We start from the raw sequence: 13,842 nt of genomic DNA, 5'->3' as shown, positions 1-13,842 counted from the left end.
CACGAACCGTCCAGGGATCACCCAAGTGAGGAAGTTGATCTAGCAGAAGTGGGGAGTTTCAGGAAGCGCCATCAAGGATTCACCGGCTGGGGCCGTGCCCGAGGCTCCGACCCCCGCAACACTCTGTGGAAAGAGTTCTGGCGGGTCGTCGTCGAGGCACGGCCGACCGTCTTTGCCATCGTCACGACACCTCAATTCCTGCGCAGCCACGAGTTCGAAGCCATGCTCCAAACGATCGACCAAGAACGCTCTACTGCCTTCAGGCTCACCTACGGTGTCGTGCAAGCGGCAGATTTTGGAGTCGCTCAAGACCGTCGCCACGCTGTCATCATTGGCTCGCAAACCGACGGCATTCCGCTACCCGTACCCACCCACGGCGGCAGACACGGCCTACCCCGCGTAACCGTCCACAACGCACTCGGTGGCCTCGCCGCTCCCGAGGTACACGTCTGGGATTTCCCCACCGACACCACGAACCTTCTCGGCCAGCACGTCCACGGCACATTCCGAAGCCACCATCTGCACGTTGGCCGACGGGTTACCCTGCTGTCTCAGCAGCGCTACCAGCACATCCCGCCTGGCGGCGACGTCCGTGATCTGCCGGAACATTTGCTGTCTCCCCACTACCTGCGCAGAGGGCCGCGAGCCGCAGCGGCCGGCGACCTCGGCCGCATGCGATGGGACGCGCCAGCACCGGCCATCCGCGTCGAATTCCTCAAACCCGAGAAAGGGCGATACCTCCACCCGGAAGAACATCGCGCCATCACCCACTATGAGGCCGCGCTCCTGCAAGGCTTCCCGCCCGACTACCTGTGGTGCGGATCGAGAACCGAGATAGCGCGCCTCATCGGCGATGCCACCCCGGTTCGCCTTGCGGCGGCCCTCGCCAGGCACATCAAGCCCTTTGTGATGTGACCACCGCTGGCGCAGGAGCCGGTCCTCCGCCAGGATGACCAGCGTCGGCTGTCAGACATCTCGACGAGGAAGGCCGCCGCCGCGCCCGCTGAATCGCTTGGTCAACGCACATCCACCTACGCCACGCCCTCGTCGCCGTACGCCCACGACGGCCGAGCCGCATGCCAGGAGCAGCATTAGGCCGCTCGGCGCGTCGGCTGGAGGGTCGAAGCTTGCTCCGGCCCGCAGCCGACGGTCCGAATCGACGCGCTTGCTGTTCGGCCGGCAGGTCGTTGCCGATCCAGTCCGCGAGTTGGTTGAGTTCGCCGTGCGTCAGCAGGTGCCCGTAGACCTCGAACGTGGTCCTGATCGAGGCGTGCCCCAGTCGCAGCTGGACGCAGTGGAAGTCCCCCGGCGGCGATCAGGTGGGCGACGTGCGAGTGCCGCAGGTCGTGCAGCCGTGGACGGCCGCGTAGCCGATCCGGGCAACGGCAGGTAGACACTTCCCACCGGCTAACCCATCCGTTCGACGCCGCGGTCGTACGATGCCGCGGGCAGCGCTGCACGGCGAAGACGGCCGTCTGCCAGTGCCGGCGGCACAAGGTACTGGCATTCCACGCCTGGCCGTCGGGCGCCGTGAAGACCAACTCATCAGGATGCTCGTTGTGGACGAGTACAGCGAACGAGGCGGCGGCGTCGGGGGACAGGGCGATGGTGTGCCGCGACAGCGGCGTCTTCGGCGCGCGAAGGTACCGTCGCGCCGCAAGGTGTGCTCCACAGGCACCTCCGCCGCTGTGCCCACCCGGACGGCGCTCGTGCGCAGGCCGAGCAGCTCGCCCAGGCCCATGCCGGTCGCCAGAGCCGCGACCACGAGATCATGGATCGCTGGCCCGCGATGCGAAAGCAGAACGCCGGCCTGCTCCAGGGATCCAGGTGCTCGTGGCGGGTGATGTCCCCGACCCGTAGATCGCCGAAAGCGGCGGTCACTCGGCCGCGCAGGATCCGCGGGTATTCAGCGTTTGTGGTTGATGCGACGTCCACCTTTGAGCTTGAGCCTTCCTCGATCCAATCCCGCAACAGCGGGGTAACCGGCCGCGGCAACCGCGACGGGTCGATCGCCGGGTACACCTGGCACTGGTGACCGGAACAGGCTGGGCGCTTCTGCATGTCAACGGCTCTCGTACGCTTCGAGATACTCTGCACCCTTGCGGAGGATGTCAGCCCGGTCCATCGCCCGGCCAAGCATCACATTGCAGCCGTCGCAGACCAGGCCCCGAACGCAGCTCCCGCAGGAGCCTGACCCGGAACAGCATCCATGGTCGTGGTCGACAGCGAGCCAGATACGGCCCTTCGATCCGTTCTCGACCTTGCTGCAGATGGCCTCGGCTATTCAGACTGAATGCGTCGCATCGAGGGTGATAGAGGAAAGGTGCACCTGACCTGCAAGGATGTGAGTGTCTAGATCATATCCACACTGGAATCGGGTGCACCTTCCTGGTGAGCAAGGGTAGCGGGTGGGATCAGCGGCTGGTCGTCGGCTCGGGTGGGAAGGGTCTGGTCGGTCACGCGGGTGCGGTGCTGGTGCGCAAATGCGCAGACCGGACCGGTCTGACCAGCGGGTTGAACCGGATACTGCCCCGAGGCGCCGGGCCGGGCTGGTGGGATCGGGGCACGGTCCTGGTTTCCCTGGCGGTGGCGATCGTCCTCGGCGCGACGAGCATGTCCGACATCGGGCTGCTCACCCATCAAGGGCTCGTGTTCGGTGATCCACCGTCGGAAGCGACCGTCCGGCGGGCTCTGGCCGGGCTCGACGAGGCTGGGCTGAAACGGATCGGCAAAGCCAGAGCGAAGGTCCGGGCCCGGGTGTGGGACCTGCTCGCCCGCCGTCCGGCCGGGTTTCCCTGGCTGATGGTGGCCGGGAAACTGCTGTCCGGGTGGGTGATCATCGACCTGGACGCCACCCTGATCACCGCTCACAGCAACAAGCAGGGCGCGGCCGCCACGTTCAAACGCGGGTTCGGGTTCCATCCGCTCGGGGCATGGTGTGCGAACACCGGCGAGTCCTTGGCCATGCTGCTGCGATCAGGCAACGCCGGCTCGAACACCGTCACTGATCACATCCGGGTCCTCGGCGACGCGATCGCGCAACTGCCGGTGGCCTACCGGCGCAAGATCCTCATCCGGATCGACGGGGCCGGAGCCACCCACGACCTGCTCGAACACATCGAGCAGATGAACCGGCTGTGGCGCACCGTCAAGTTCACCGTCGGCTGGACCATCACCGAGGTCGACGAGGCCGCGATCGCCGCCGTGGCCGAGACCGCGTGGACCGACAGCCTGCAGCAGGACGGCACCGCCACCGACCAGGCCCAAGCCGCTGAACTGACCGGCCTCAACCAGCGGGTCGAGTCCTGGACGCCGGGGCTGCGGCTGATCGTGCGCCGGACCAGGCCCACCGCCCGGCACGCGAAGAAGCTCACCGCCCTGGAGAAACGCACTGGCTGGCGATACCAGGTCATCGCGACCAACATCCGCCGCCTCCACGGTGTGGCCGGCTCCCACCATCCGCAGTTCCTTGACGTGCTGCACCGTTCGCACGCCACAGTGGAAGATCAAGTCCGGCAGGGCAAAGCGATGGGACTGCGCAACCTGCCCTCGAAATCCTGGACCGTCAACCAGGGCTGGGTCCTGGCCTGCAACATCGCCGCGGACCTGGCCGCCTGGACCCGGCTCCTCGGCCTGCACGACCAGCCTGAACTCGCCCACGCCGAACCCGAAACCCTGCGCTACCGGCTGCTGCACCTACCCGCGAAACTCACCACCCACGCCCGCCGGCGCCGGCTGTCCATCCCCGACGACTGGCCCTGGGCCACCGCGTTCACGCTCTGCTGGGAACGCCTGAGCACGCTGCCACTGACCACCTGACCCACCAACACCGCCCCTACCAGCAGAAAGCCGTCTCCCCGGGTACGGAAACCCGACGCGTCCGCAGCGACACGCGGCCCTACCGCACTCACCAGTGAGGGACAAAACGGTCAAGCCGAACCGGGCAGGCGGGGATCAAAACCCTGTGACGAATCGAGGATGGCGCAGCCGCCGCCCTGCTGGGTCAGGCGCTCGTCGTAATCCTTGGCGGTCATCCCCATGCGACGGAGGATGTTGCATCGGTTGCAGTGGGAGCGGCCAAGGACAACCTTGCCCCCGTCCTTACGGACGTAGAAGTCTGTGAGTGGAAGCCAGTACCCGCACCGCGTGCACTGTTTTTCGTCCTTGTCATTCAACTTCGCCTGGTGGTAGGCCTTCGAGCCGCGCACGGGACGCAGCACCTCACCCCGGCGTTTCTGGGCGTAGTGAGCTCCGCAGAAATCGCCATGCAGCCGTCCCGACTCGCAGAAGTCGAGGATGCACTTCGGCCTGTTCGGATCCGTCGCGTACCAACGGACGTACTTGCCGGACGATTCCTGAGCTGCGTCAAGATCACTCACCACGCTTACGGTACGGGGCGAAATGATCTTGCCGCATCAGCCATCTAGGCGTAGATCTCGTACTTGACCTGTATCATCCGCGGTCCCGATTACTGATCGACATACTCGCGTGCACCCGCCGGCATTTGCAGCGTGGGGCCCAAACTCGCGCACATCGATCATGATTTGACACTCAGCCCTGACCGAAGGGGCCGCCGATCCGGGCTGTTCGTACGATCGGAGCCATCTAGGCGAACGCGTCGAACAGGTCCGGACCGTCCTGCTGCCCGCTCGTGCCCGACGCTCCGGGGGCGGTCAGGCCGAGCAGGACGGGGCAGTCCGAGCCAAAGCCATGATCATGCGGTCGGATCGGACGCGGGCGCCTGCAACGCGTATAGCGCCGGTAGGCGGGTGACGGGGCGGGGATCGCACTCCCATGGTTAGCGCGGGTGAGAGGCCTACCAGTAGGTTGCCCTGCGTGGATACGAGCCTCTTGGTCGGCCTGGTAGCTGGCGGGTCGGCGATTGCCGGCGTTGTGGTGACGTCCGTGGCGAACATCGCCAACGAGCGCCGCAAGATTGAGCACGACCGGAAGGTGAAAGACACCGACCGGCAGCGGGCCATTGCGGACCGTCGCCGCGCCTTCGAAATCGAGAACTTGCAGGCGGCCTACGACGGGCTGTGGCAAATGATGCGCGACTCAACGAAGACTCACCTCGAGGATCTGAAGATCGCACGTACCACCGAGCACGGCTACGGTGGAACTCTGCTGGGCTTCGACACGGACGAGAAGGAACTGGCCGTTCGAGCCCAGATCAGGAAATCGATTCGCCTGATCTTGGACGAAGACATTCGCCGGAAAGCCGACGATGCCACGTCGGCAATGACCGATGTGGTGATGCTGGGCGTGAAGGGAAAGGCGTTGAACCAAGGACCGGTCTCCGCGGCTCACGGTGAGGACATGCACAACAAAGCGATCATGCTCGCCGACGACGCCATGGACGCGATCTCTGAGCGGTTGCGGCAGCTCTTCAGCGAGGACTGACCGCAGCCTTAAACGGTCTCGCGCCGTAGCAACCCCTGAATCAGAATTGACGACCCGCCGTCCCACCGATGGTCAGCATCCGAACCGATGTCGTGGCTTACCGTCGCTCGTCCCGGCGACACCATCCGTTGTGGCGCACCTTGTAAAAGTCTGCGAAACCCATCGTAAACGGCAAGCAGGAAGGACCAAAAGCCCAACGTCGCCGGGACTGAGCCACCGGCGTCCCGCACGATCGCACCTGTCAGCCAGCATCCGCCTGCCACGCGCTCCCAAGAGCCGGATCGCCCTCGCCGTTGAGTCCGTTCCCGATCACCCGAACCGGTGAACTTTTGCATTGTCTCTACGGCCGCTGTCGATGACTTCCAGCGGTCCACCTCGATGTTCAACCTTTCACCGAAGCGGGCGGTGCTAGTTCGGGAGGATGGCTAAGGGGGAGACGAGGTCTATCGTTCGATGGCTCGCGCGCTCCAGGTAGCGCGCCCTTGCGAACGGAGCGATGTTGTACATCGAGACCTTCCGGGTGAGGAACTTCCGCAGGCTGCGCGAAGTCGGGATTGATCTTGACCCGGAGACAACAGTCTTCGTCGGAGCGAACAACAGCGGAAAGACCTCGGCAGCCCAGGTCTTCAGACTGTTCCTCGGCGAGGGCAAAGGCCGCTTTCAGATCTACGACTTCACCACCGACTGCTGGGACGTCTTCGACGCTTTCGACTCCGGGTCCGGCAACCCTGACGAGCTTCCCCAGATTGAGCTGGACATCTGGCTGAACCTGAAAGACGACGACACCAACCTGCACCGGGTGATCGACCTGCTCCCTGATCTGAGCTGGAACTCAGAGCTAGTCGGGGTTCGGCTGGCCTACCGCCCCAGGAACGGCAAGCAGCTGGTCGAGAACTTCGAAGAGTGCCGCAGCAAGATCACCGCCGCCAAACTCGCCGAAGGCTCAGCGTACGAACCATGGCCCCGGTCCCTGACCGACTACCTGACGCGTGAACTACATCGTGAATACGAGATCGTCTACGCAGTCCTGGACGCCGGCCAGTGCAACAAGAACTTCGAGTTCGACGCAAGTTTCACCCCGGACTGGGTCAGCGGAGGCGAAAGCAAGCTCGGAGGCAAGCTCGACGACCTGATCAGGATCGACTTCCTCGACGCCCAGCGCCACCTGGTCGACGGGGAAAGCCGTGGCCGGGCGCAAGACCTCTCGCGCAAGCTGAGCGGCTTCTACACCCGCAACCTCGAACAGCAGGAGACTGACCTAGCGGCCATGGCCGCCATCGCGGACTCGGAACTTCGACTCAACCAGCACTTCGCGGAAGTCTTCGAGTCGACCCTGACCAAGCTTTCCGATCTTGGCTACCCGGGCTTCCAACATCCACGTCTGGTCGTAAAAGCGTCATTCAACGCACAGACCGTCCTCAGCAGTGGAGCCCGAGTCCACTACGCGATGCCCACGGGCGACGGCGCTGGCGGGACAGAGCGAACCCTGCCTGACCAGTACAACGGGCTAGGTTTCAAAAACCTCATTTACATGGTCGTCGAAGTCCTCGATTTCCATCACCGGTGGATCGACGCAGACGGCGAGCGCCCACCGATCCACCTGGTATTCATCGAGGAACCCGAAGCTCATCTGCACGCCCAACTCCAGCAGGTGTTCATCCGGAAAATCCGCGAGATCCTCCCCAAAACTGATCCAGCCTTCACCACGCAGATGGTCGTCACCACCCACTCGGCGCACGTCATCTACGAGAAGTCGTTCGAGCCCATCCGGTACTTCAGACGTACCGGCCAAGACGGCAACCTCCACCACACCGACGTCAGAGACCTGATGACGTTCAAGGGCGTCACCGAAGAATCCACGCGGCACTTCCTCCGCCAGTATCTCAAGCTCACTCACTGCGACCTGTTCTTCGCTGATGCCGCAGTCCTGGTCGAGGGAAACGTCGAGCGCCTTCTCCTTCCCCTGATGATTCAGCAGGCGGCGCCTGAGCTGCAGTCGTGCCATTTGACGATCTTGGAGGTAGGTGGAGCCTTCGCTCACAAGTTCCGGGAACTCGTCGAATTCCTCGGCCTTCCGACGCTGGTCATCACCGACATCGACAGCGTCCATGGGCCCAAGACGGACGATGCCGATGCCGCATCCGAGCCCGACGACGACGGTCTTGATGATGCCGACGGGCAAACTAGCCGGGCCACATGCATGACTACGACGGACGACGCCGTCACGAGCAACGAGACGCTGGCAACCTGGATCCCACGCATCCGGTCGGTCGCCGACCTCCTCGATCTGCCAGCCAGCGATAAGTGCCCGCCGCAGCAAGAAAACCCCGGCCACGTCCGTGTTGCCTATGAGACCCGCCAACCGGTGGAGTGGAACGGCGAACGCGACACCCGAGCCGGCCGCACCTTCGAAGAGGCTTTCGCCTTGCAAAACTTGGCCTGGTGCCAAGACCTGAAGCAGGCAAACCTCGGCGTGCGCGTGCGCGATGCAGCAAAGATGACCTTGGACCAGCTTCACGAGAAGATCCACCAACGCGTCCGCAAGCTCGACAAGACCAACTTCGCCCTCGCGCTGATCACCTCCAACCCGGCAGAGTGGCTCGGGCCGCACTACATCGTCGAGGGCCTCGAGTGGCTACGCGATCAGGTGACCGTGGAAGCGTCCGAGAGTGCACAGCTGACCGAGATCCAAGCTGAGGTACGCGGATGACCAGCCGAATCGAGGCACCGGACACTCACACTGACCGTGCCCTGCGCGAGATCCTCGACCGGCGCGGAAAAACAGGATTCGTAGTCAACGCCGGGGCAGGATCAGGGAAGACAACCTCACTGGTCAAGGCGCTGGCTTACGTCGCTGGCGACCGCCGCAAGCAGCTACGTGCCCGCACCCAACAGGTCGCCTGCATCACCTACACAGAAGTTGCCGCCGCCGAGATCCACGACGACGTCCACGACGACCCGCTCGTATACGTCTCCACAATCCATGGCTTCCTGTGGGATCTAGTCGCACCGTTCCAGTCCGACATCGGAGCCTGGATAGAACGCCAACTCGCGGCCAAGCTCGCCGAAATTTCTGAGAAGATCGACAAGGCTGGAACACCCGACAAACGACGTGCCGCGGAGCAGGACCGTGACCGCTACCAACGCCAGACTGACGGCCTGCGATCGATGCGCCGATTCACCTATGGCATCGGACCCGACTACGGCAAGGGGCAGATCGGCCACGCGGACATCCTCAAGATGGTGCCGCACATGCTGATGACCAAGCCGCTCCTGGCGAAGGTGGTCGCTTCACGATTCCCGATCATCTTTGTCGACGAGAGCCAGGACACCGAGTCAGAGGTCGTCAAGAGCCTCATCCACCTGTATCGGACCGTCCAAGGCGACTTCCTCCTAGGCTTCTTCGGCGACACCATGCAGCAGATCTATGCCACCGGCATCGGCCGGATCCCAGCAGAACCCGACTGGACCCTCATCAACAAACCAGAGAACTTCCGCTCATCGCGGCAGGTTCTCGAGGTCGTCAACCGGGTCCGGGCCGCCGGCGACGGAGACCAACAAATCCCCGGCCGGACAGACGAGGTCACCCCAGAAGGCCACGCGTACTTCTTCGTTTTGCCCGCAGACGCCGACCGCGTCACCAGCATGCACACCGTCCGCCGCTGGCTCGCGCAACGCACCTCCAACGACGCCTGGACCAGCGATGCGCCCGGCGGCGCAAAAATCCTCGTAGCCATGCACAAACTCGCCGCACGCCGACTCGGCTTCGCCGACCTACATGCCGCCTTCCATGTGCCGAAAGCCCCCGCCGCGCTGTCCGCCGGCTTCGACGAAGGCACAGCCTGGCCCATCGCGCCGTTCCTGAACGTCATCCTGCCACTGTGCGAAGCCAGCGCCGCCGCAATACCGCGGATCCTGCGCAAGCACAGCACCACGCTGCGGGACGGCATCACAGAACCGGGAGTCGCGCGTCAGCGCCTCACCGCCGCAAGTGAGGCCGTGCGGGAACTTCAAACAATAGTAGCCAAAGCTGGCGAAGGCTCAGTAGGAGATGCGCTGCGGCACACCTACAAGCACGGGCTCATCGAAGCTACTCCGCTACTTTCGCGCTACCTCGACCCCGACGGGGAACACAAAGACCAGGTAATGGGCGAAAAGACCCAGGAGGTACTGGAGAAATTCCTGGATTGCGATGTCCGCGAGCTGTACGGATACCTGCAGTACATCAGACGGGAGTCCCCCTACTCGACACAACACGGAACCAAAGGCGCCGAATTTCCCAACGTCATAGTCCTGCTTGACGACTCGGAAGGCACATTGCCCGCCCACTCCTACGACAAACTCTTAGGGCTCGCAGAGCTTTCTGATACCGATCGCCGCAACAAATCTAGCGGCAAAGACACCACCGTGGATCGGAGCCGGAGACTTTTGTATGTCTGCGTCTCACGAGCGCGAAACGAACTCGCCATCGTCCTCTACGCCACCGACGTTGACGCCGCGATCTTGTCTCTCAAGGCTGCAGGCTTGGCAGATCAGCCGCTGACCGCGGACGACCTATCAGCGACCTGACGCTAGACACCGGCGGCCTTTCGGGTTGCTGTTGCGATAGCGGCGATCAGGAATCGCCGCTATCGCAGACGGGGCTGGGCAGGGTCGGCGGGTGGCAATCTGGGTGCGCCGTTGGCATGGTCAACTCGCAGCCTTGAATTGTCACGGCGAGTCGGCGGAGTATTATCGGAACTGAAGGCAGCGTGCGGATTTGAAGCCCGCTACGGGTTGCGGGGAGGGATAGTCCTCTCATGAGCTGTCAAATGGTCGCCGTTTCTGCGGAGCCGGGGTTTTGATGACGTTCCTGATTTGCTGTTTCGGGAAGAAGCTGAATCCTCCCAAGTGTGCGGCAAGGTGCCCTCCCTCTTGAGGGCATCGTCAATTATTTGAATCCGCTGACAGGAGCCGCACTTGATTGGGCGTGGTCACATGCCCGGTCACAGGATTGATCAACTTCCCCACGACTGGTTGAAATCGGACGGCATTGCGCTGTCGGTCTGTCCGGATCTGTGTACTGATTGACACAATCTGATCTTACTTAACCAAATCGTAATGCGACTGGGGGTCAAGGGGGCGCAGGTTCAAATCCTGTCAGCCCGACTTAACAAAAGGCCAGCGTAGCTAGCCTTTTGATGTCTAGACATTGATGCGTCCGCGTCGGCGTGACACGCATTTTTGCACGTACGCGCGTACGGTTTACGCCATGATTGCGGATGATCTTCGTAGCCGGTTCGTACTCAAAAGCTCTTGAGCCTTCCATCTGCGTCGACCTCGTTGTCGGGGCCCTGGTTGAGCAGGGGCGTTCATGGCCGGATTGATCGAATCTCCACGTGACGGGTCTCCTTGTCGGTGATGTCGAACGTCGATGCACGGCATCCTCCTATGTGGATGATCACGACACCTCGATGACACGAACGCCCGTACGGTGATCTTCGCCGGGGTTCGCCGGTCCTGTCCGGGGCCGGTGATTCCATGATCGTGGTTGCTCGTGGGGTGCGGAAGTTGGCTGCGGTTGTCCCGGGTTGTCCGCGGTAGTCCCGGCCCTGGTTGATCGGCCTGTCGGGGCGGCTCCAGAGCCGTTGGCTGGAGTCGTTGCTCACGAAGTTCAGCGGGTACTCGTCATTGCCGGTTCCCGAGGCGAAGGTGCCGTTGGTGGAGGCTGGTGCGCACCTGCGGCGGATCGTGGCAGGGTCAGGGCCGGCCGTGACCGTCAGGCGGGGATCACGGCCCGGTGCACGCGTGCCCGGCGCCTGCGACGGCATGATGGTCTGATGCCGGTGAACCACCTGTCCGAGGTTGAACGTATCGAACGGCAACTTGCGTCGGCTATGGCCGCGCGTCCGCGTGACGACGGTGCCTGCCTAGCCGCGTTGCAGGACGCGGTCGCGCTCACCCGCACCGACGCGGACGCCGCCGAGGTGTTCTACCTCCCGGAGTTGCTCGACGAGCTGGCGCAGGCCTACGCCGACACCGGCCGGTTCGACGAGGCGTTGCGGACCATCCGCGAGGCCGTGGACGCCGGCTTGGAGGGGCTGCCCGACAGTCGATGCCGGATCGCGGAGATTTTGATGCGGGCCGGCCGCGTCGGCGAGGCCGAAGCGATCTGGACCCAGGTCAGGGCCGACACCCCCGGCGACGTGTGGCTGTTCAACAACGCCGGCCTCGAGTACGCCGCTGTCGGTGACCACGTCACCGCCCTGGCCTGGCTGACTGACGGGATGAGTATCGCCCTGGACAGCGGCGACCCCGAACGGCTCATCCCTCAGCTCATCGACCTGCGCCGGACGAGCATGACCCAGCTGGACATGGAAGCCGACGACCTGCAGGCCCGTGCGGCGGACTTCCACGCCGAACGGGAACGCGACTCCCGGCAGCGGATCCTGCGTACCGCGGCACCGGCGGCCGTCACCGGCTGGCGCGCCGCAGCCACCCCGATGCTCGTGGCGTTGTCATGGTTCCCCGCCGAGGAGTACGACGAAGCGCTCGCCCGATGGCCGGCGCTGACCGAACCCGGCGGAGCGGCTGCCGGCGGGCGATCGCACGCCGAGTACTGCCGGGCCATGCAGGTCAAACTCGCCGAGGCCGCCGACTCCGGGATGGCCCGCGTCAGCATCGCTCCGATCCGGGTCGACGCCTTGCTGTCCTGGTGCGCCGAACGCGGCGAGAACCCCGGCGAGGCACGGGCCGGGTACGCCGCCGACCTCGCCCGAACCCGTCCCGAGCAACTGATCTCGTGGCCGCCGGGACGTAACGAGCCATGCTGGTGCGGTTCGGCCCGCAAGTACAAGAAATGCTGCGGCACGCCCCGGACCGGCGTCCATGGCTGAACCCGCCGACGATCTGGTCGTGGAGGCGGTGCTGGCCGACCTGGCCCGCATCGATGCCGACATGGCCGCCGCGGCTCGGGCCGGTTTCGACTCGTTGACCTGGGGCGAAGGGCTCAGAGCTGTCACCGGGCATGCTCTGGCCGATTTCCTGTGGTATCAGCTGCCGACGAAGTGGCTGTGTGACCTCGACGAGAAGCAGCAGGTCGCTGCTGCTCTCGGTGAGCTGTTCCATCGGTTGGGCCGAACCCGGTACGCCGACATGTGCGGCTCGGCCGCCACCGCCGACATCCTGGCCGTCTACGAACACGACGGTGGCACGGCTGGGTTCAAGGCCTACCGGTCCGCGCTGGCGGCCAGCGGCCTGCAACCACCCGACCTGCCCGGCGTGCTCGAGTGGGGGTCGGTCATGGGCAGCGACGAGGCTGGCGCCTACGCGTCGGCGTCGCTGTCGCTGGAACACGTCATCGACAGCGGCGAACTGCGACCAGGCCGGCCGGGCTGGCGCAAGACCGCCGACCAGACGACTCGCGTCTTCCTGGACAGTCCCCGCGACGACCTCACCGGCAGCACCTGGCTGCAATGGGTGCACACCGAACGGCTGCAGAACTGGGCCGACGGCCACGGCACCGAACACCGGCGTCTCGCCACGGCCATCACCAACCAGCTCCTGCACCCGGTCGCCGTTCCCGACACGGCCGCGGACCATCTCGCCCCGCTGCAGTGGCTGCTCGACCACGCCGCCACAGGCGCGGCACTCACACAGACCGGCACTCTCACCCGCCCTCTCGTCGCGGAGGGCTGCCGCCGTTTCGACTGGCTTACGCTCACCGCCAACCCGCGCTCCGAATCCGACATCGTCGAACTGTGGACTCTGCGCGAGCTCGCCAAACAGATGGGTGTCGTTCGCCGCTCCGGACGCAAACTGCTGTTGAGCAGCATCGGCAAGACCGTCCACGCCGAGGGTACGCCCGCACTGTGGCAGGCCACCATGACCAACCTGCTCGGCCCGGACGCCGCCGACGCCGCTGCTGGCGAGGTCGCCCTGCTTCTGATGCTGTCCGGCCAGGACCACGATTACCGTGCACTCGACACTGCCGTCGCGCATGCGCTCGCCGAGCAGGGCTGGCGCGACCAGCACACCGGCCAGCCGGTCACCCCCGACCAGACCGGCAGGCTCCTCGGTGACCTCCGGCGGCAGCTACGCCTGCTTGACCTCACCACCTCTCCACGCTTCGACGAACCACTGCGGCTCACCGACGCGGGCCGGCTCGCCGCCCACGCAGCCCTTCGGGCCCGGGCCCTGCGCCCCCGGGCGTACCCGCACCTGTGACGCGATGGCCGCGACGAACCGTGACCGGCTGATTCTGATCCTCCGTGCGACGCCGCAGATGAGTGTGGCGGGGACCGTCGACCGGTCCCGGCCGGCTCCCGCGCGGCCAACGAGCTGACCGCCACCGCCTGGGACGCGGTCTCCAAACAACCGATCTTCGAGGTCGCCGCGGTACGGATCGCCAAGCTCGCCGTCACCGGCCCTTCACGGCCTTGACGCGTCACGCTGGCCCGG

Annotated in this window: 9 protein-coding genes; 7 read left to right on the top strand and 2 right to left on the bottom strand. The window is 64.7% G+C overall.

The genetic code is table 11. The features are described 5' to 3' along the window. Positions 1-915, top strand: a 915-nt coding sequence (locus LXN57_RS46245) for a DNA cytosine methyltransferase (RefSeq protein WP_251804687.1), incomplete at its 5' end; no start/stop codon positions are given. Positions 916-2,062: 1,147 nt separating this feature from the next. Here the strand turns inward: LXN57_RS46245 and LXN57_RS48495 are convergent. Further along, positions 2,063-2,272 (bottom strand): endonuclease domain-containing protein, encoded by a 210-nt coding sequence (locus LXN57_RS48495; protein ID WP_369077312.1) that lies wholly within the window; start codon positions 2,270-2,272, stop codon positions 2,063-2,065. A gap of 119 nt (positions 2,273-2,391) precedes the next feature. Here LXN57_RS48495 and LXN57_RS46240 point away from each other — a divergent pair, with 119 nt between their 5' ends. After that, positions 2,392-3,819 (top strand): IS1380 family transposase, encoded by a 1,428-nt coding sequence (locus LXN57_RS46240; protein WP_251804686.1) that lies wholly within the window; start codon positions 2,392-2,394, stop codon positions 3,817-3,819. 110 nt (positions 3,820-3,929) lie between these two features. Here the strand turns inward: LXN57_RS46240 and LXN57_RS46235 are convergent, their stop codons facing one another. After that, complete coding sequence (locus LXN57_RS46235; RefSeq protein WP_251804685.1) at positions 3,930-4,379, bottom strand: hypothetical protein; 450 nt, start codon at positions 4,377-4,379, stop codon at positions 3,930-3,932. A gap of 457 nt (positions 4,380-4,836) precedes the next feature. Here LXN57_RS46235 and LXN57_RS46230 point away from each other — a divergent pair, with 457 nt between their 5' ends. From LXN57_RS46230 to LXN57_RS46210, 5 genes are all read left to right on the top strand, one after another. Further along, entirely contained in the window at positions 4,837-5,403 is a 567-nt protein-coding gene (locus LXN57_RS46230; protein ID WP_251804684.1) for a hypothetical protein, read from the top strand. 496 nt (positions 5,404-5,899) lie between these two features. Next, positions 5,900-8,113: an ATP-dependent nuclease gene (locus LXN57_RS46225; RefSeq protein ID WP_251804683.1), complete on the top strand. Its 2,214-nt coding sequence runs from the start codon at positions 5,900-5,902 to the stop codon at positions 8,111-8,113. Then, positions 8,110-9,972 carry a UvrD-helicase domain-containing protein gene (locus tag LXN57_RS46220; protein WP_251804682.1) on the top strand — a complete coding sequence of 621 codons (1,863 nt, stop codon included), beginning with the start codon at positions 8,110-8,112 and terminating at the stop codon, positions 9,970-9,972. The genes LXN57_RS46225 and LXN57_RS46220 overlap by 4 nt, the downstream gene beginning before the upstream one ends. Positions 9,973-11,222: 1,250 nt before the next feature. Then, the gene (locus LXN57_RS46215; RefSeq protein WP_251804681.1) at positions 11,223-12,278 is read left to right on the top strand and encodes an SEC-C metal-binding domain-containing protein; all 1,056 of its coding nucleotides are present in this window, start codon (positions 11,223-11,225) and stop codon (positions 12,276-12,278) included. Continuing rightward, on the top strand, positions 12,271-13,608 hold the full coding sequence (locus LXN57_RS46210; RefSeq protein ID WP_251804680.1) for a hypothetical protein: 1,338 nt from the start codon (positions 12,271-12,273) through the stop codon (positions 13,606-13,608). The genes LXN57_RS46215 and LXN57_RS46210 overlap by 8 nt, the downstream gene beginning before the upstream one ends. The last annotated feature ends 234 nt before the right edge of the window (positions 13,609-13,842 follow it).

The organism is Paractinoplanes hotanensis, from assembly GCF_023717965.1.
Classification (GTDB): Bacteria; Actinomycetota; Actinomycetes; order Mycobacteriales; family Micromonosporaceae; genus Actinoplanes; species Actinoplanes polyasparticus.
Note: the sequence above shows the minus strand (reverse complement) of the source record. Positions and strands in the feature narration are given on the sequence as shown.

Bases quoted from the DNA above. Each gene is read 5' to 3' on its own strand.
- LXN57_RS46225 (WP_251804683.1), top strand. From the start codon at position 5,900: ATGTTGTACATCGAGACCTTCCGGGTGAGGAACTTCCGCAGGCTGCGC.
- LXN57_RS46210 (WP_251804680.1), top strand. From the start codon at position 12,271: ATGGCTGAACCCGCCGACGATCTGGTCGTGGAGGCGGTGCTGGCCGAC.
- LXN57_RS46220 (WP_251804682.1), top strand. From the start codon at position 8,110: ATGACCAGCCGAATCGAGGCACCGGACACTCACACTGACCGTGCCCTG.
- LXN57_RS46215 (WP_251804681.1), top strand. From the start codon at position 11,223: ATGCCGGTGAACCACCTGTCCGAGGTTGAACGTATCGAACGGCAACTT.